The sequence below is a fragment of the Silvimonas iriomotensis genome (assembly GCF_014645535.1).
GTDB classification, from domain to species: Bacteria; Pseudomonadota; Gammaproteobacteria; order Burkholderiales; family Chitinibacteraceae; genus Silvimonas; species Silvimonas iriomotensis.
In genome coordinates this window covers 22,202-39,776 of record NZ_BMLX01000001.1, presented here as the reverse complement: position 1 = coordinate 39,776, position 17,575 = coordinate 22,202, and the positions used below count along the sequence as shown (strand labels likewise).

Annotated in this window: 16 protein-coding genes and 3 tRNA genes; 7 read left to right on the top strand and 12 right to left on the bottom strand. The window is 59.7% G+C overall.

The genetic code is table 11. The annotated features are described in order from the left end of the window. Positions 1-10: 10 nt before the first annotated feature. The 6 genes from IEX57_RS00185 to IEX57_RS00160 form a co-directional block, all read right to left on the bottom strand. On the bottom strand, positions 11-901 hold the full coding sequence (locus IEX57_RS00185) for an SMP-30/gluconolactonase/LRE family protein (RefSeq protein WP_188701121.1): 891 nt from the start codon (positions 899-901) through the stop codon (positions 11-13). Positions 902-904: 3 nt separating this feature from the next. Then, a complete protein-coding gene (locus tag IEX57_RS00180; protein WP_188701119.1) occupies positions 905-1,672 on the bottom strand; it encodes an SDR family NAD(P)-dependent oxidoreductase in 768 nt (255 codons plus the stop codon). A 90-nt stretch (positions 1,673-1,762) separates the two neighbouring features. Further along, complete coding sequence (araH, locus tag IEX57_RS00175) at positions 1,763-2,788, bottom strand: L-arabinose ABC transporter permease AraH (protein ID WP_229708496.1); 1,026 nt, start codon at positions 2,786-2,788, stop codon at positions 1,763-1,765. Between the two features lie 17 nt (positions 2,789-2,805). Then, complete coding sequence (gene araG, locus IEX57_RS00170; RefSeq protein WP_229708493.1) at positions 2,806-4,323, bottom strand: L-arabinose ABC transporter ATP-binding protein AraG; 1,518 nt, start codon at positions 4,321-4,323, stop codon at positions 2,806-2,808. 295 nt (positions 4,324-4,618) lie between these two features. Then, complete coding sequence (locus tag IEX57_RS00165; RefSeq protein WP_188701115.1) at positions 4,619-5,611, bottom strand: arabinose ABC transporter substrate-binding protein; 993 nt, start codon at positions 5,609-5,611, stop codon at positions 4,619-4,621. 250 nt (positions 5,612-5,861) lie between these two features. Further along, positions 5,862-6,860, bottom strand: coding sequence for a 2-dehydro-3-deoxygalactonokinase (locus IEX57_RS00160; RefSeq protein ID WP_188701113.1), 999 nt, complete (start codon positions 6,858-6,860; stop codon positions 5,862-5,864). 107 nt (positions 6,861-6,967) lie between these two features. Between IEX57_RS00160 and gcvA the strand changes: the two genes are divergently transcribed. Together gcvA and IEX57_RS00150 are read left to right on the top strand one after the other, a co-directional pair. Then, positions 6,968-7,858, top strand: a complete 891-nt coding sequence (gene gcvA, locus IEX57_RS00155; RefSeq protein WP_188701111.1) for a transcriptional regulator GcvA — start codon at positions 6,968-6,970, stop codon at positions 7,856-7,858. A gap of 160 nt (positions 7,859-8,018) precedes the next feature. Further along, positions 8,019-8,240, top strand: a complete 222-nt coding sequence (locus IEX57_RS00150; RefSeq protein WP_188701110.1) for a hypothetical protein — start codon at positions 8,019-8,021, stop codon at positions 8,238-8,240. A gap of 119 nt (positions 8,241-8,359) precedes the next feature. Here the strand turns inward: IEX57_RS00150 and IEX57_RS00145 are convergent. The 6 genes from IEX57_RS00145 to IEX57_RS00120 form a co-directional block, all read right to left on the bottom strand. Beyond that, positions 8,360-8,435: transfer RNA gene (locus IEX57_RS00145), tRNA-Glu, on the bottom strand. A 33-nt stretch (positions 8,436-8,468) separates the two neighbouring features. Continuing rightward, a tRNA-Arg gene (locus tag IEX57_RS00140) sits at positions 8,469-8,545 on the bottom strand. Positions 8,546-8,599: 54 nt separating this feature from the next. Beyond that, positions 8,600-8,693: transfer RNA gene (locus IEX57_RS00135), tRNA-Ser, on the bottom strand. Positions 8,694-8,839: 146 nt separating this feature from the next. Then, positions 8,840-10,066, bottom strand: coding sequence for an aspartate kinase (locus IEX57_RS00130; protein ID WP_188701108.1), 1,227 nt, complete (start codon positions 10,064-10,066; stop codon positions 8,840-8,842). Between the two features lie 173 nt (positions 10,067-10,239). Further along, positions 10,240-11,310 (bottom strand): alanine racemase, encoded by a 1,071-nt coding sequence (gene alr / locus IEX57_RS00125; protein WP_188701106.1) that lies wholly within the window; start codon positions 11,308-11,310, stop codon positions 10,240-10,242. Positions 11,311-11,419: 109 nt separating this feature from the next. Continuing rightward, positions 11,420-12,067, bottom strand: coding sequence for a DedA family protein (locus tag IEX57_RS00120; RefSeq protein WP_188701103.1), 648 nt, complete (start codon positions 12,065-12,067; stop codon positions 11,420-11,422). A gap of 408 nt (positions 12,068-12,475) precedes the next feature. Between IEX57_RS00120 and lplT the strand changes: the two genes are divergently transcribed. From lplT to IEX57_RS00095, 5 genes are all read left to right on the top strand, one after another. After that, complete coding sequence (gene lplT, locus IEX57_RS00115) at positions 12,476-13,768, top strand: lysophospholipid transporter LplT (RefSeq protein WP_188701101.1); 1,293 nt, start codon at positions 12,476-12,478, stop codon at positions 13,766-13,768. A 102-nt stretch (positions 13,769-13,870) separates the two neighbouring features. Then, on the top strand, positions 13,871-14,515 hold the full coding sequence (locus IEX57_RS00110) for a TetR/AcrR family transcriptional regulator (RefSeq protein ID WP_188701099.1): 645 nt from the start codon (positions 13,871-13,873) through the stop codon (positions 14,513-14,515). 2 nt (positions 14,516-14,517) lie between these two features. Further along, positions 14,518-15,477 (top strand): HlyD family secretion protein, encoded by a 960-nt coding sequence (locus IEX57_RS00105; protein WP_188701096.1) that lies wholly within the window; start codon positions 14,518-14,520, stop codon positions 15,475-15,477. After that, on the top strand, positions 15,470-16,435 hold the full coding sequence (locus IEX57_RS00100) for an ABC transporter ATP-binding protein (protein WP_188701094.1): 966 nt from the start codon (positions 15,470-15,472) through the stop codon (positions 16,433-16,435). Before IEX57_RS00105 ends, IEX57_RS00100 begins: the two co-directional genes overlap by 8 nt. Then, entirely contained in the window at positions 16,432-17,574 is a 1,143-nt protein-coding gene (locus tag IEX57_RS00095; RefSeq protein ID WP_188701092.1) for an ABC transporter permease, read from the top strand. The genes IEX57_RS00100 and IEX57_RS00095 overlap by 4 nt, the downstream gene beginning before the upstream one ends. Position 17,575: the final 1 nt, after the last annotated feature.

The window sequence follows — 17,575 nt, the reverse complement described above, 5'->3', positions numbered from 1 at the left end:
TCTTTCCGCGTTAAACCGTGCCGCCCCACCGGCTCTCTGGCAGCCCTCTGACATCCCCCATCGGAATCGCCAGGATCGCCCCGGCCAGCGGTTCTTGCGCAATGGCGGCGGCGTCGAGGTCTTCGCGGGCGGTGGAGATATACAAAATGTTCAGCGCCGGACCGCCAAAAGCCACGCAACTGGGTTGCGATACCGGCAGCGGAATCACCCGGTCTACGCTGCCGTCAGGCCGGTAGCGCACAATGCGCTGGCCGTACCATTCGGCGTTCCACAGGCAGCCCTCATCATCAATGCATGAGCCGTCCGGGTGCACGCGGGCGTCGCCCGGGTCGGCAAACAGGCGGGTATTGCTGATGGCGCCGGTGTTCTGGTCGTAGGTGCTTTGCATCAGCACATGCAGACGCGAATCGCACCAGTACAAGGTGTCGCCATCCGGGCTGAAACACAGGCTATTGGGGATAGCAATATTCGGCAAATCAAGCACTTGCAGCCGGCCATTCGTATCAAAGCGGTACCAGCTTCCGGCGGCCCGGCGGCCGCGTTCGTTCTGCGTGCCAAACACAAGGTTGCCAGCGCGATCGCAGCGGCCATCGTTGCTGCGGGTTTCCAGAATGTGCGGCTCGACTGCGGCCATGCGCTTGAGCGCGCCGGTCTGGATATTGAAGAGGGCCAGGCCGCCCTCCAGCGCCAGCAACAAGACATCTTGCCGACGGGTCAGCGCAAAGCAGCCTATGCGTTGCGGCAGAATCCAGTAACGCTCTTCGCCGCTGGAAGGATCAAGCCGCCATAACTCGCGCGCGTTGATGTTGGTCCACCAGACATGGCCGGTGGCGTCATCGTATTGCACGCCTTCAGCCAGCTGGAACTGGCCTTCGCAGGCGATATGAATCGTTTCCGTCATCGCTCAGGTCCAGCCGCCGTCGATGACAAAACTCTGCGCGGTGATCATGGCGCTGTCGTCTGCGGCCATGAACAGCGCCAGCGAGGCCACGTGTTCCGGCATGACCCGGCCGGGTAGACATTGCGCGCGGTCGATTTCACGCTCGGCTTCGTCATCCACCCACAACCGCAATTGCTTGTCAGTCATGGTCCAGCCTGGCACCAGCACATTGGCGCGGATATTGTGCGGACCCAGTTCCCGCGCCAGCGACCGCGTCAGGCCGTGGATGGCGGCTTTGCAGGTGGCATAAGCCGGGTAGTCCGGCGCTTTGATCATCCAGCTGGTAGAGCCCAGATTGATGATGGCACCGCCGCCCGCCTGTTTCATGTCATCCACCACCGCCTGCGCCGCAAAAAACTGGTGGCGCAGGTTGGTATGCATGGCGTTGTCCCAGAACTCCGGGGTGACTTCCTCTACCCGGCGGCGCTGGTCGTTGGCGGCGTTGTTGATCAAGACTGTCACCGGGCCGTGCGCCTGGCGGGCGCGGGCAATGGCGGCTTTCAGCGCCTCGATGTCCGTGACGTCACATTGCATGAACAGCGGCTCAAACGGGCAGCGTCCGGCCAGTTCAGCCACCAGCGTCATGCCGGCATCCACATTGCGGCCAATAAACGCGACCCGCGCACCCTGGTGGGCAAAGGCCTCGACCAGGGTACGGCCAATGCCGCTGGTGCCGCCGCTGACAAAGACGCTCTTGCCCGCAAGGCTTGGATACGTGGCCAACTGATTCATGGCTACTCCGGTTCTCCATTAATTGGCGTGGCTCACAAAGCCTTGCCAGCAAGGCGCGCGCAACGCCGCTGGCGAGGCTTTGTTTGCCACTCAGGCCTGACCGCGGTTCTTCAGCTGGTCGATCAGCACGGCGAAATACAGAATGCCGGCGCGCACCAGATACTGATAAAACGCATCAATGTTCTGCAGGTTCATGGCGTTTTGCACCATGCCCATGATCAATACGCCCACAATCACGCCGCTGATGCTGGCGCGACCACCTGCCAGCGAAACGCCGCCCAGCACGCAAGCTGCAATCACATCCAGCTCAAAACCCTGACCAGAGTTCGGCTGGCCCGAGGTAATGCGCGAGGCCAGAATCACCCCGGCCAGCGCAGCTACCACGCCCTGGATCAGGAAGATATAAATGCGGGTGCGATCCACATTCACCCCGGCCAGACGCGCTGCGTCCGGGTTGCCGCCAATGGCCAGCGTGTTGCGGCCGTAAACGGTCTTGTTGAGCATGACGCCAAAGATCACGAAGCAGGCCACGCAGAACCAGATGGGGATCGGCATGCCGAAGAGGTCGTTATTGCCGATATTGAAAAACGCTTCGTTGGAGATCCCCACCGCCTGGCCGTCCGAGGCAATAAACGCCAGGCCGCGCACCGCGCCCATGGTGACGAGCGTGGTAATCAGCGCGTTGATGCGGAACTTGGCAATGGTGGCGCCGTTAAACAGGCCAATGGCCGCGCCGGCCAGCAAACTCACGCCGATCCCCAGGCTGATGCTGCCGGTGCGGTTGATGATCATGGCGCACAGCACGCCGGCAAAGGCGATGGTCGAGCCGACCGAGAGATCGAAATCGCGCGAGGCCAGACAGAACATCATGGTGCAGGCCACCATGCCGATCTGCGATACCGACAGCGCCAGGCCGATCATGTTGCGCCAGCTGAAGAAGTACTGCACGGTGAACGACAGCACGACAAACAGCGCCAGGAAAATGAGAATGATGCTGTACTCACTGGCGAACTTGAGCAGCTTTTGCTGGTTCATGATTTTGCTTCCCTGTTGCGGGGCTGCCGGCGTCAGCGCGGGGCCGGTGGCCGGAATGGGTTGTTGTTCGATACGGGACATAAGCTTGTTCTCCGGCTTTATGCGGCCATGGCCGGCGCGGGTGCAGAACTCACCGGCAGCGCCAGCGAGAGCACTTTCTGTTCATTGGCTTCGCTGCGCGTCAACTCGCCGGTAATACGGCCCTGGCACATGACGGCAATGCGATCGGAGACGCCCAGCACCTCGGGCAGCTCGCTGGAAACCATGACAATGGCGACGCCCTTCTCCGCCAGCTGGTACAGCACCTGGTAGATCTCGTTCTTGGCGCCGACGTCGATGCCGCGAGTGGGCTCGTCGATGATCAGCACCTTGAGGTTCTGCTCGGCCAGCCAGCGCGCCAGAATGGCTTTTTGCTGGTTACCGCCCGACAAAAAGCGGATTTCCTGATGCCGGTGCGGCGTCTTGATGCGCAAGAGCTTGATATAGCCTTCAGCGGTCGAGGCTTCGGCTTTGTCGTTCACAAAAAAGCCCCAGCGCCGATAGTGGCGACGGCAGCTGATGTTGATGTTTTCCGACACCGAACGGCCGCCGATGATGCCTTGCTCCTTGCGGTCTTCCGGACAGAACACAAGGCCGGCGCGAATGGCCGCATGAATGCTGCCGATATTGCCGCGCACATCGGCCAGCTTCACTTCGCCGCTGCTGCGTTTGTCGGCACCGTAAATCAGCCGCATCAGCTCGCTGCGGCCAGCCCCCACCAGGCCGAAAAAGCCCAGGATTTCACCGCGCCGCACACTGAAACTGGCTGGCTGCGGCACGCGCGCGCCGGCAATGCCGTGCACTTCGAAACAGGTGTCGCCCAGTTCACGCGGGCGGTAATCAAAGATGTCGGTGATTTCGCGGCCGACCATCTTGCTGACAAGTTCATCACGCGTGACCTCGGCCAGCACGTTGTATTCGGCCACTTTGCGGCCATCACGGAAGATGGTGCAGCCATCACACAACTCGAAAATCTCATCAAGCCGGTGCGAGATATAAATCAGCACCTTGCCTTGCGCGCGCAGGTCTTTGACCAGCTTGAACAGGATTTCCGTCTCGCGGTGCGAGAGCGAACTCGTGGGTTCATCCAGCGCAATCACCGTGGCGTCACGCAGCACGGCTTTGCAGATTTCCACCATCTGGCGCTGGCCGATGGAAAGATCACGCAGTCTGGCTTCGGGATCAATATCCACGCCAATGCGCGTCAGGTTCTCCCGCGTCCAGCGAATCGCCTCGCGCTTGTCGACAAAGCCCATGCGCGTGGGCATGTGGCCCAGCAAGAGGTTCTCCATGACGGAGAGTTCCGGCACGTATTGCAGTTCCTGGTGGATGATGGCGATGCCGGCGGCAATGGCGTCGCGGCTGTTATGAAACGCCTGCAACTTGCCATCCACCAGCACCTGGCCTTCTTCCGGGATGTACTCACCACCCAGGATTTTCAGGAGCGTGGATTTACCCGCCCCGTTCTCGCCCAGCAAGCCGTGCACTTTCCCTTTTTCCAGCGCAAAGCTGATGTCCTGCAGCGCTTTCACGCCGGGGAAGGACTTGCTGATCGATCTGAATTCAAGATATGACAAGGGATTTCTCCGCTTCAAACCACAACCCGTTGCAACCCGGCTGGCACGCCAGGCTTTTCTTTGGCAGGGATCGCCAGCGCTGCTTTACGCCGCCCAGGTTGGCGTCAAAGCAGGCACTGGCGAATCTGCGTGTTACCCGTCAGAGTCGCTACAGATCCGGAACCACATCGGCCTCGGGCGTAGCGAGCGTGAGTCAGGTTGAGTGAGGCCAGCGCACAGCCACCGGAACGTACGTTTGGTACGTGAGGATGGCGAGCACTGCCCGATCTCAAGATGACTTACGCGCAGTAGCCCCTTATTCCAGGCCCATTTCTTTGCGGACTTCGGTGGCGTTGTCCCGTGTCATCAACATGCCAGTGGTCAGGGTCAGTGCCGGCGGAGCCTTGCCGTCCTTGATCCAGTTGTACATGTTCATGCTGGTTTCATAGCCGTGACGCTTCGGGCTGATCAGCACGGTGCCAAAGAAGCCGGTCTTCTCGGCCTTTTTGAACTCGTTCAGGGCAGACTGGCTGCCGCCGATACCGATACCGATCATGTTGTCGGCCTTGGCGCCCTGACCTTCTGCGGCACGCACAGCGCCCAGCACGGCTTCATCGTTCAGACCGAACGACAGCCAGTGTTTGTAGTTTGGGTGCTGGGTGATCGCCACGTTGGCGGCGTTGAACGCAGCTTCAGTGTCGGTCTTGGCTTGCGGTGCGTTGATGATGTTGGCTTTGGGGAAACCGCCAGCAGTCAGCGCGGCAATGGCGCCATCGGTACGGTCTTTGGCCGTCGGCAACTGGTCATAAGAGATGCGGATTGCGCCGACTTCGTTGAGGTTCCAGCCACGCTTTTTCATTTCGGCAATCATGGCCGAGCCCACTTGCTCGCCAATCTTGTAGGCCGAAATGCCCATGTGCGGCACCGATTCCATCGGCTTGCCAGAACCATCCACAAAGCGGTCATCCACGCTCATGACTTTCAGGTCATATTGCTTGGCGCGGGCCACAATTGCCGGCCCCAGCTTCACGTCCGGTGCGCAGATGATGAAACCCTGAGCGTGTTGTGCGCCCAGGTTATCAATGGCGGACAGCACTTTGTCGCCGCTGGGCACGCCAATCTTCACCAGGGTGAAACCCTTTTCCTTGGCGGCTTGCTCGGCAAACTTCCACTCGTCCTGGAACCACGGTTCTTCAGCCTGCTTCACCAGAAAACCGATCTTGACTTGATCTGCTGCGTGCAATGCCGGTGCGATCAGCGCTGCTGCCAAACCCAGTGCGCCGCAGATCTTTTTGAGTTGCTGCTTCATCTTGGTCGAACCTCCATCAGTCCCGTTGCCGGGGTTGGTTTTCAGATCGCCGCGGTGCGGCTTTCCGTTGTCGGCAAGCGTTGTACGCTTGCTATCACCGCATCACCTGGCAGAGTCATGCAGCTTGTTATTGCGACTGCCAGCGTCTTGCTGGCCGTGTTGTTCTCGCTACGCGTACTTGCGCGTACTGCCTGCGCCCGCACGCCTTGCCAGCAAGGCCCTGTCAGCCGCCTTTACTTTCTGTGTTGCTTTACGCCACCAGACCCCGGGCGCGCGCCACATCAATGACGCCAAAACCGGCCAGATGGGCTTGCTGGTCTTCGCTGGTAACCAGAATGCGGCCGGAGAAAAAATCGTCGTGCTTGACCAGCAGCGCCAGCGCCTCACGCAGCATGGCCTTGCCGGTCACCACAAACTGGGTGCCTGGCGTCATGCCGATCGCGCTGGAGTTTTTCAGGGTCAAGAGATCGGCGCCCAGCACTGCGCCCAACAGGAAGTTGGCGCGGGCGTTGCGCTCGTAAATGGTGAACTGGTCCAGAATGCGCACCGTAAAACACGCGCGGCCCAGGCCGATCTTGCCGGCGGAACGAGCACCGGCCAGCAGCATTTCGGTGTCGATCTCGGTGGCAAAGTCGCTATCGAGCGATCCGGCCAGGATGGTGTTGTGGGTGATCACGTGCAGCAATTCGCCCGCCAGCGTGGTCACACAGCCGGTAATGCGGCGCTCGTCATCCACATGCACAAATTTGGAGTGCGACCCGGGCAGCACCATCACCGTGGGGCGGTCGATATTCAGGCGCGAGATCAGCGCCATGGTCTCGACTTCCTCGCCGCGCATCATGTCCATGGCCTCGCAGTTGTGCAGGCCGATGTTGTCGACACGGTTGCGCACGCCAGGCACAAACCAGATCGGTTTGTCGCACACTTCCGGAATGCTCGCCTCACGCATGGCGGCAGCCAGCTCTGCCCGGCCGGCCGGGGCCAGCACATGCGGAATCTCGTAAAGGCCCACATTGGACGTGATCATGCCGGACGCCAGCACCAGATCCACCGCACTCATGCTGGTGTTGGCTTTCTCCAGCGCGGCGGCAATGGTTTCGCGCACGCCGTTCTGCAACGTCACCGCGCTCCCGGTAATGGCCGTATCCCGCACCCCCACCTGGCGGGCAGCCTGGCAAACGGCCTCGGCATTGCGCCACAGGGTGACACGCGTGTTGGTGGTACCGGTATCGATGGTGAGGATGTTCATACTGGTGCATGGGTCCGTTCTTGTTGCACCTATTTGAAACTTTCGTAGCCTCACTATGCAAACTACATATTTGATGCCTATCATCAAAAAAAATTTGATGAGTCGCCATGCCCCGTCGTTTACCCCCACTTAATGCATTACGCATGTTTGAGGTCGCAGCCCGCTTGATGAGCTTTACGCAAGCGGCCAGCGAACTGCACGTGACCAATGCCGCTGTCAGTCACCAGATGAAGCAGCTCGAAGCGTTTCTTGGCGTGCCCCTGTTTGAGCGGCGCAACAACCAACTGACGCTGACGGCAGCCGGAGAGGCTTATCTGCCGCGGGTTCGCGAGGCATTTCGCGCCTTGCAGCAAGCCACCGACATGCTGCTTGATGACAAGACCATCACCCTTAAAGTGGCCGTCCCCCCCACCTTTGGCACCAAGTGGCTGGTACCCCGCCTCTACCGGTTTTTGAACCTGCACCCCGATATCCGGGTAGAGGTCAGCACCGAGCATGAGCGTGATTACCTGCATAACGACATCACCATCGACTACCGCCAGGTGCACTCTCCTGAGCTGATTGTCGAAAGATTTACGTCAAGTACGGTGTTCCCGGTATGTAGTCCGTCGCTGCAAGCTACGTTGCGCACCCCGGCCGACCTGTCAAAACACACCCTGCTGCACGACCGCGGCCCGCAGCGGCACGCGCATTTACCCAACTGGCAACAGTGGCTGGAAGAGACCGGCCTGGCCGGCATCGACGCCACCCGCGGACCCGCCTTTTCAGACTCGCAAATGACCCTGCAATGCGCGATTGACGGGCAAGGTGTGGCACTGGGGCAACGCATTCTGGTGGAGTACGACATCGCCGCCGGACGGTTGGTCAAGCCATTGCCGACCGAGGTTTCACTGCGGGTGCCCTACTATCTGATCTTTGCGCACAGCGCGCCGGACAACCCCGGCTTTGCGGCATTCAGGGCCTGGCTGATTGCAGAAGCCATGCGCAGCGAGGACTGATGACCGGGCCATGCCAGACACCATGACGCTGGATATCCTGCCGTTGTCATGCCATTTGCCCACGACTGGCAGGAAATAGATGATAAATTCAATGACTTATGCGTAAATGCGGCGAATACGGGCAGATGCCCGATTTGTGCATAACGCCGAAAGCCCCCGCATGCCCGCAAGAACCTATATCTACAAGCGCCGCACCATCACCTGCCTGCCCGGCACCATCGTCACGGGGTTCATCTGCCCGTTTGTGATCAGCGATGCGGGCACGCAATGGTCCGGCACGCCACCGTTACGGTTTCCATCGCTCAATGTGTGCCGCACTTCAGAAGAAGCGGTAAAGCACGCGCACGAGTACGCCAAGGCGTGGATTGACGCCAATCTGTAGCGGCAAGGTGCCACACGGAACAAGAAGGGAAAGAGGGAAAGAAGAGAGGGAGAGAACAAAACGACGCACCAGAAACAAAAAAAGACCGCATGAGCGATCTTGTTTTCAGTGATGCCAGATGGCGTCCCCACGGGGATTCGAACCCCGGTTATCGCCGTGAAAGGGCGGTGTCCTAGGCCTCTAGACGATGGGGACGAGGCTCGCTATTCGCGATGGACTTGTGTGAGATGGTGCGCCCGGAGCGATTCGAACGCCCGACCCTCTGGTTCGTAGCCAGATACTCTATCCAACTGAGCTACGGGCGCACTGTCACAACACATTTACTGCTTACTGCATTTTACTGCTTTCTACCAGTCCGCTGGCGGAGACGGAGGGATTCGAACCCTCGATACAGGTTTAAGCCCGTATGCTTCCTTAGCAGGGAAGTGATTTCAGCCACTCATCCACGTCTCCGTCAAGGGAAGCGGGATAATACCTTGTGGCCCCAGGGGCGTCAAGAAAACTGACGTGGCAAATTAAACATTTTTGCTAACTCCCTGCCCCAGCACAATAAAAAACGGCAGCCTTGAGGCTGCCGTTTTTGCCTGGAGGGCCGTGAATCAGACAACCTGATCCAGACCAAATGCCTTGTGCAGTACGCGCACGGCCAGTTCCAGGTACTTTTCATCCACGATCACGGAGATCTTGATCTCGGACGTCGAGATCATCTGGATGTTGATGCCCTCTTCGGCCAGCGTACGGAACATGGTGGATGCCACGCCGACGTGGCTACGCATGCCCACGCCCACGATGGAGATCTTGCAGATCTTGTCGTCACCAGAGATGCTGCGGGCGGCGATGTGATCCTGCACGCTTTCCAGTACCTTGATCGTGCGCGGCAGATCGTTCTTGGGCACGGTGAAGGAGAAGTCGGTCGTGCCTTCCTGGCCGACGTTCTGGATGATCATGTCCACATCGATGTTGGCATCAGCCACCGGGCCCAGGATCTGGTACGCAATACCCGGTTTGTCAGGCACGCCGGTCACGTTGATACGGGCTTCGTCACGGTTGAAAGCGATACCGGAAACGACGGGTTTTTCCATGTTGGAGTCTTCCTCGAAAGTAATCAGCGTGCCCTCGCCATCTTCCTGGAACGAGGACAGCACGCGCAATTTCACGTTGTACTTGCCAGCAAATTCGACCGAGCGGATCTGTAGCACCTTGGAACCCAGGCTGGCCATTTCCAGCATTTCTTCAAAGGTGATGGTCTTGAGCTTGCGGGCTTCGGGTACAACTCGCGGGTCGGTGGTGTAAACGCCATCGACGTCGGTATAAATCTGGCATTCGTCGGCGTGCAGGGCTGCGGCCAGTGCGACGCCGGTCGTGTCGGAACCACCACGACCCAGCGTGGTGATGTTGCCTTCGGCGTCCACGCCCTGGAAACCTGCCACGATCACGACGCGGCCAGCATTCAGGTCGGCACGCATGTTCTCGTCGTCGATCGACTGGATGCGGGCTTTGGTAAAGGCGCTATCAGTCAGGATTTTGACCTGACCGCCAGTGTAGGAGCGTGCATCAATGCCGGACTCTTTGAGCGCCATGGCCAGAAGGCCGATGGTGACTTGCTCGCCGGTAGAGATGATCACGTCCAGTTCGCGCGGATCGGGATTGGCCTGGATTTCTTTTGCGAGCGAGATCAGACGGTTGGTTTCACCGCTCATTGCGGAAACCACAACCACCACATCGTGGCCTTGCGCCTTGAACCGGGCGACGCGTTTGGCCACATTCTTGATACGCTCCGGCGTGCCCACGGAGGTGCCGCCGTATTTCTGGACAATCAATGCCATATGCAACCTGCTGGTTGAGAAACGGAAAAATCCGGAATTAACACCGCTGACCGTGCGGTCAGCGGCCGTTGATCAAGCGAAGCATTCTATATAAGAAAGCCGCGCATTTCGAGCCTGTTGGCAGCATCCGGCTGCCATTTGCCACAAAAAAGGGCAATACCTGCTAGCCCTGGTCAGCCTTCGTGAATGGGTACACGTGGTGCCACCGCACACATCAGCTCATAGCCGATGGTGCCAGCGGCCCGGGCCACGTCATCAATCGGTACCTCATTGCCCCACAGCTCAACCGGGCTGCCAATCTGCGCTTGGGGAAAATCGGTGATGTCGATGGTCAGCATATCCATGGAGACCCGCCCGACCACGCGCGTGCGCTGGCCAGCCACGTTGACCGGGGTGCCTGCCGGCGCGTGCCGTGGATACCCATCAGCATAGCCACAAGCGACCACCCCGATGCGCATGGGCCGGTCAGCGGTAAAGGCGGCGCCATAACCCACCGTATCGCCCGGTTGCAGGTGCTGCACCGAGATCAGTTGCGATTGCAGTGTCATGGCCGCTTGCAGGCCAAGGTCTTTGGCGCTGCGATCATCAAACGGGGTTGCGCCGTACAGCACAATGCCTGGTCGCACCCAGTCGTTACGGGTCTGCGGGTAGGCAAAGGTGGCGGCAGAATTGGCCAGCGAGATCGGCAGCTTCAGGCCTTCGGTCGCATGCTGAAAACGGGTGAGTTGTTTCTCGATGCCTTTGGCGGGTTCATCTGCTGTCGCAAAGTGGGCCATCAAGGTCACACTAGCCACGCTGGATAACCCGCTCAACCGGGCGACAAGATCACGCGCTTGTTCGGCCGGAAAACCCAGCCGGTTCATGCCGGTATTGAGCTTGAGGAAAATATTGAGCGGTCTTGCCAGCGGGGTTTGTTCGAGCCACGTCAGGTGATTGGGCTCGTGGATGGCGACAGTGAAATCCTGGCGGGCGGCTTCAATCAGCTCGGACTGGCTGAAAACGCCTTCGAGCAGCAGTACAGGCTGCTGCATGCCCCAGCGCCGCAATGCCAGCGCGCCTTCGATCTCCAGAATGCCGAAACCATCGGCATGCGCGAGCGCTTTGGCGGCGCGTTCAAGTCCGTGCCCGTAGGCATTGGCCTTGACCACGGCAAAGGCGCGGCTTTGCGGGGCGGTCTGTTTGACCTGGTTGTAATTGTGGGTGATTGCCTTGCTGTGAACGATAGCCTTGATGGGGCGTGTCATATCGGGAACCGGATGGTAGGTCACTGGGCAAGGAGTTGCTGGGAAAACCCGCTGCACCGGTTCCGGCAAGTTGGCCATGACGCAGCCAGCAGGGTTTTGTCAGTCGCTCCTACTCTTCGCGCAGCACCTTGCTCGTCAAAGCTTTGCAGTGACTCTGGTGGCGCTTGTGTCTGATGTACCAGATCAGCGTCAAAGTCGCCAGTGCGGCCAACACCAACCACATGCCGGTTTGACCCTGTTTGATGGCATGTTCCAGCCATTGCCGCTGGAATGCGCCGTAGTAACCCAGATAGACCCAGACCGGCACGCTGATCAGCGCTGCCGCGCCATCGGCCAGCAAGAAACGCCAGAAAGGAATGCAGCGGGACATGCCGGCGGTGAGGTAAATCGGCGTGCGCAGACCGGGCAGAAAACGTGCCACAAACAACACACGGTTGCCATAACGGCGGAATTTATCCTGCACGGCGGCGTAGCGCTCAGGCGTGAGCACATGCGCCACCCAGCGCCATTTCAGCGCCCGGGTGCCAAAGTGCCGCCCGACGAAAAACATGATGGAATCGCCCACCAGCACGCCGGCCATACCGACGCCGAACATGGTGTGGACATCTGCGAACCCCAGGCCGGAGATAATGCCGCCGGCAACAAGAGTGATGTCTTCCGGGATCGGCACGCCGAAACCGCAGACAAGCAGGACACCGAAAACGGCGAAATAGCCGTAATCAGTAAAGATGGGTAAAAGATATTGCAGAATATCCATGCGTATTGACCGAACAGGGTTCTCACCAGCAACCAGTCCAAAAAACACCCTGCCATGTTCGTCAGCGGGGGCGACGTGTACTCCTGATACTGCCGTGTCGCTTGTGGTTGTTTTATGCCGGACCCGTAGTTCGTGCAGGGGTGATCCCCTTATCGTAATGGGCCACACTATATCATGCGATATTCAAGAGTACTGATAGATGCCGTTACGTTTGTCAGGTTCAGATTGCCATGAACGCAGAAGGTTTCCCGCGAAGCCTCCGGCTGTCGTGGCAATATGTCGGCGTGAACCGGCCAAACATGATATAAAACCGCCCAGCGTCCTGTTCTGGCCCGCAGCATGCTGACGCTGGCCGCGGCATGAAGTTTCGAATATATCAACACAAATACAACAGGCTCTGTTCCGGGCATGAATCGCGGTTTTTTTATCATTCTGGGCGCGCAATTTCTTTCTGCGCTCGCTGACAACGCGCTTTTCATTGCAGCGCTGACCCTCTTGCGCGAACAAAGCGCGCCGGAGTGGCATTTATCCATGCTGCTCTGGAGTTTCACCGTCTCTTACGTTGTCCTGGCGCCGTTTGCCGGTTCTTTTGCAGACTCCATGCACAAAGGCCGCGCCATGATGATCTGCAATGGCATCAAACTGGTCGGCTGCGCCTGCATGCTCGTCGGCCTGCCCCCAATCATCTCTTACGCGATTGTTGGTTTTGGCGCTGCCGCGTACTCCCCTGCCAAATACGGCCTGATTACCGAATACCTGCCGCACGAACAACTGGTAGAAGCCAACGGCTGGCTGGAAGGCGCCACCGTGGGCGCGATCATCTTTGGCACCGTGCTGGGCGGCATCCTGGTCGGCACGCGGGCCAGCGACTATTACGACACACTGGTGCTGAGCCAATGGTTGTCTCCGGCGCAAATTGCCATGTGCGCGATCATTGCGCTGTACCTGGCCGCCGCCTGGCTCAATGTCTACATTCCCAAACTCAAGGTGCACCTCAAGCCCTTGCACCTGGACCCGCTGTTCCTGGTGCGGGAATTCTGGTGGTGCGTGCGCCGGCTGTGGAAAGACCCACAAGGCCAGTTGTCGCTGGCAGTCACCACGCTGTTCTGGGGCGCGGGCGCGGCCATGCGTCTGGTGGTGCTGAACTGGGCCGTGATCTGGCTGAACTACAGCATGGAACAGGCAACCCGCCTCGTGGCAGTCGTGGCGTTTGGCACAGCGTTTGGTGCGATTCTGGCCGGCCGCTTTGTACCGCTGCGGCGCGCGTTTTCTGTCTTGCCCGCCGGGATCATCATGGGTGTGGGCGTGATGTCGATGCTGCTGGTGCACAGCCCGCATGTGGCCGCCGTGCTGATGTTCCTGGTGGGTGCGCTCTCCGGCTGGTTTGTGGTTCCGCTCAACGCCATGCTGCAGCATCGCGGCCATATGCTGATGGGCGCCGGTCACTCCATTGCCGTGCAGAACTTCAACGAGAACATTGGCATTCTGGTGATGGTGGGCGCCCACGCCTTGCTGGTGCGTTACCTCTCAACGCCGCTGCCCGGCAATGTTTCTGAGCTGGTGCAGGATCAGTTCTCCGCCAGCGGATTGCCACCAATGTACGCCATTGTCATCGGGTTTGGTCTGGTCGTGTCGCTGGTCATGGCGCTACTGACACTGCGATACATACGCGGCGAGCGCGCCGGCAAGATGCACGACTGAGATTTGCCTTTGATCAAAAAAAAGCCCTGCTGATGCGGGGCTTTTTTATTTGCTGGCGATTCGGGCTTGAAATTAACTAATTCATTAATTAGTTTGAAAAGCATGATCCGCACCCGACCCCGCGGCCGCCCCGTCGCCGCCCTGGACCAGAACGCCCGCGCCCTTTTGCTGGATGCGGCGACCAACCTGTTCGCGCATCAAGGCGTTGCCGCAACCACGCTGGCCCAGGTGGCGCAGGACGCCGCAGTAACGCCGGCCATGGTGCATTACTACTTCAAGAACCGTGACCAGCTGCTGGATGCCGTGGTGGAAGAGCGCGTCTGGCCGTTTGTAGAACTGGTCTGGACCCCGCCAGCACCGGATACGGATACCACAGGCGTCATCACCGACATGGTCGCCCGCATGATTGGCGGCGCGCAAACCTGGCCCTGGCTACCGTTGCTGTGGGTGCGCGAGGTCTTGAGCGAAGGGGGCATGCTGCGTGAACGCATGATGCGACGCCTGCCCTTTGACCGGGTCATGCAGTTATCCACCCTGATTGCCGACGGCCAGAAGCAGGGCCGGATCAATCCGGAACTGGAGCCACGCTTGCTGTTCATCACCGTGCTGGCCATGTGCATGATGCCACTGGCTACGGCCAGTATCTGGCGCATGCGGCCCGGCATGCAGGATATCGACAACACCGTTCTTGTCCGCCACGTGACCGCCCTGTTGCGGCATGGCATGGCGGGCCCTGGCAAGGAGTAACCATGCGTCATCTGCCCCTGCTCGTCTTCTGCCCTGCCCTTGCGCTGCTGCTGGCCGGGTGTAGCGAGCCCGCCAAAAACACCTGGCAAGGCTATGTCGAAGGCGAGTTCGTGTACGTGTCTTCATCGCAACCCGGCCGCCTGGACCAGTTATCCGTCCAGCGCGGGCAGCAGGTGCGCCAGGGGCAACCCCTGTTTGCGCTGGAAGCACAAGACGAAGCCGCCGCACAACGCCAGGCGCAGCAACAATTGCGCGTGGCTTTGGCGCAACTGGCCGATATGCGTAGCGGCAAGCGCCCGCCAGAAATCAGCGTCACCCGCGCGCAACTGGCCGCCGCGCAAATCACCTACAACCATGCCCAGGCGCAACTGGAGCGTGATGAAATCCAGTTTGCCGCAGGCGGGGTATCGCGCCAGCAACTGGATGATTCGCGGGCCAGCGCGCAGTCGGCGGCGGCGCAGGTCACCCAGCTGAAAAACCAGATTGCCGTGGACGAACTGCCGGGGCGTGAACAACAAATGAATGCGCAGTCCGCCCAGGTGGCCGCAGCGCGCGCCGCTGTCGAGCAAGCCAGCTGGAAACTGGATCAGAAAAGTGTCGACGCCACTCGTGGCGGCCTTGTTTTTGACACCCTCTACCAGACTGGCGAATGGGTCGCGGCCGGTAATCCGGTGGTGCGCATGCTGCCGCCAGAGAACATCAAAGTGCGCTTCTTCGTACCAGAGGCCGCTGTCGGCCATCTGAAAACCGGCCAGGGAGTGACGCTGCATTGCGATGGCTGCGCCAGTGATATCGCAGCACGCATCACGTTTATTTCCAGCGAGGTCGAATACACGCCCCCGGTGATCTACAGCAACGAAAACCGCAACAAGCTGGTGTTCATGGTCGAGGCTCACCCGGAAGTGAAAAAAGCGCCGGCCCTGCACCCCGGCCAGCCGGTTGAGGTGCGCCTGAATGACTGATGCGCAAGCGCGTGGCGACAAGCCCGACGGCCCGGTCATTGATGTACACGGGCTGAACAAGCATTTTGGCGACAAGCATGTGGTCAAAGACCTGGACATGCAGGTCGGGCGCGGCGAGATCTATGGTTTTCTCGGCCCCAATGGCAGCGGCAAAACGACGTCGATCCGTATGATGTGTGGCCTGCTGACGCCGGACTCGGGCTCGGGAACCTGCCTGGGGTTCGATATCCTCAAGCAAAGCGCAGAAATCAAACGTCATGTGGGCTACATGACGCAGAAGTTCTCTTACTGGGATGACCTGACCATCCGCGAGAACCTGGATTTCATCGCCCGCATGTATGAAATGCGCGACCGCAAACAAAAGGTCGACAAGGCGCTGGCAGACCTGGGGCTGGCCTCCCGCGCCAAACAACTGACCGGATCGCTCTCCGGCGGCTGGAAACAGCGGCTGGCTCTGGCCGCCTGCATGCTGCACGAACCGCGGCTTTTACTGCTGGATGAACCCACCGCCGGCGTTGACCCCACCGCCCGGCGCGACTTCTGGGAAGAGCTGCACCGGCTGGCCGCCGAGGGCATCAGCGTGCTGGTCAGCACCCACTACATGGATGAGGCCGAACGCTGTCACAAGCTGGCGTATATCGCCTACGGCAGCCTGCTGGCCCAGGGCACCGCGCAAGAGATCATCGACAGCCAGGCGCTGCATACCTGGTCTTTGCATGGCGACAATCTGGTGCCGCTGGCCGAAAAACTGCGGCACGAGGCCGGCGTGGATCAAACCGTCGCCTTCGGCAACGCGCTGCATGTCAGCGGCAAAGACGCCGACGCACTGGAAAAAACGCTCAAGCAGATTGCCCAGGCGCAACACCTGAAACTGGAACCGGCCGAAACCAGCCTGGAAGACGTGTTTATCTACATGATGAACCAGTCCACCGACAATTTTGCGGAGCCCAAACCATGAGCCGCCCGCATCGGTTTTCGATTGCCCGCTGGTGGAGCATCGTGCTCAAGGAGTTCCTCCAGCTCAAACGCGACCGCATCACCTTTGGCATGATCGTGGGCGTACCCATCATGCAGATGTTGCTGTTCGGCTTTGCCATCAATACCGACCCGCACCACATGCCCACGGCGGTGATTGCCCAGGACAACAGCGAATTCACCCGCAGTTTTGTGGCCGCGCTGAAAAACTCGGATTACTTTCATATCGTCAGCGAACTGCCGGATGAGCAATCCGGCCGGGCCGCACTGGCCCAGGGGCAGGTGCTGTTTGTGCTGAATATTCCGCCCGACTTCACCCGCAAACTGGTGCGCGGCGAGCGGCCCTCCATGTTGATCGAGGCCGACGCGACTGACCCGACTGCCATGTCTGCTGCGCTGGCCGCCGTGCCGCAATTGGTGCAAGGCGTGGCGGACAAGGACCTGAAAGGCACGCTGGCGCATCTGAATGGCGCAGCGGCACCGTTTGATGTGAACGTGCATCGCCTCTACAACCCGGAAGGCATCACCCAGTACAACGTGGTGCCGGGCCTGATGGGCGTGGTGCTATCGATGACGCTGGTCATGATGACGGGCCTTGCCATGACGCGCGAACGCGAACGCGGCACCATGGAAAATCTGCTGGCCACCCCGGTGCGGCCGATCGAGGTCATCACCGGCAAGATCGTTCCCTATATCGTGATCGGCTTGATCCAGGCCACCATCATTCTGCTGGGTGCCCGGCTGGTATTCAACGTGCCCATGATCGGCAGCCTGATCGCCGTCTATTGCGCCGCGTTGTTGTTCATTGCGGCCAGCCTGATGGTGGGGATCACGCTTTCATCGCTGGCCCAGAACCAGTTGCAAGCCATGCAACTGACGGTGTTCTACTTTCTGCCCAATATCTTGCTGAGCGGCTTCATGTTCCCTTTCCAGGGCATGCCGATCTGGGCGCAGTACATTGGCAACGTGCTGCCGCTGACCTATTTCAACCGCTTGATCCGCGGCATTTTGCTCAAGGGCAACGGCTGGGTCGATTTGTGGCCCAGCCTCTGGCCGCTGATGCTGTTCACCACGGTGGTGATGCTGATTGCCATCAAGTTCTACCGCAATACGCTGGATTGAA

What these genes read in the sequence shown, in the direction of transcription:
- IEX57_RS00160 (WP_188701113.1), bottom strand. Translation starts at nt 6,860, where the DNA reads ATGAACATCCTCACCATCGATACCGGTACCACCAACACGCGTGTCACC.
- IEX57_RS00110 (WP_188701099.1), top strand. Translation starts at nt 13,871, where the DNA reads ATGATCCGCACCCGACCCCGCGGCCGCCCCGTCGCCGCCCTGGACCAG.
- lplT (WP_188701101.1), top strand. Translation starts at nt 12,476, where the DNA reads ATGAATCGCGGTTTTTTTATCATTCTGGGCGCGCAATTTCTTTCTGCG.
- IEX57_RS00150 (WP_188701110.1), top strand. Translation starts at nt 8,019, where the DNA reads ATGCCCGCAAGAACCTATATCTACAAGCGCCGCACCATCACCTGCCTG.
- IEX57_RS00120 (WP_188701103.1), bottom strand. Translation starts at nt 12,067, where the DNA reads ATGGATATTCTGCAATATCTTTTACCCATCTTTACTGATTACGGCTAT.
- araH (WP_229708496.1), bottom strand. Translation starts at nt 2,788, where the DNA reads ATGTCCCGTATCGAACAACAACCCATTCCGGCCACCGGCCCCGCGCTG.
- gcvA (WP_188701111.1), top strand. Translation starts at nt 6,968, where the DNA reads ATGCCCCGTCGTTTACCCCCACTTAATGCATTACGCATGTTTGAGGTC.
- IEX57_RS00105 (WP_188701096.1), top strand. Translation starts at nt 14,518, where the DNA reads ATGCGTCATCTGCCCCTGCTCGTCTTCTGCCCTGCCCTTGCGCTGCTG.
- IEX57_RS00130 (WP_188701108.1), bottom strand. Translation starts at nt 10,066, where the DNA reads ATGGCATTGATTGTCCAGAAATACGGCGGCACCTCCGTGGGCACGCCG.
- IEX57_RS00165 (WP_188701115.1), bottom strand. Translation starts at nt 5,611, where the DNA reads ATGAAGCAGCAACTCAAAAAGATCTGCGGCGCACTGGGTTTGGCAGCA.
- alr (WP_188701106.1), bottom strand. Translation starts at nt 11,310, where the DNA reads ATGACACGCCCCATCAAGGCTATCGTTCACAGCAAGGCAATCACCCAC.
- IEX57_RS00100 (WP_188701094.1), top strand. Translation starts at nt 15,470, where the DNA reads ATGACTGATGCGCAAGCGCGTGGCGACAAGCCCGACGGCCCGGTCATT.
- IEX57_RS00180 (WP_188701119.1), bottom strand. Translation starts at nt 1,672, where the DNA reads ATGAATCAGTTGGCCACGTATCCAAGCCTTGCGGGCAAGAGCGTCTTT.
- IEX57_RS00095 (WP_188701092.1), top strand. Translation starts at nt 16,432, where the DNA reads ATGAGCCGCCCGCATCGGTTTTCGATTGCCCGCTGGTGGAGCATCGTG.
- IEX57_RS00185 (WP_188701121.1), bottom strand. Translation starts at nt 901, where the DNA reads ATGACGGAAACGATTCATATCGCCTGCGAAGGCCAGTTCCAGCTGGCT.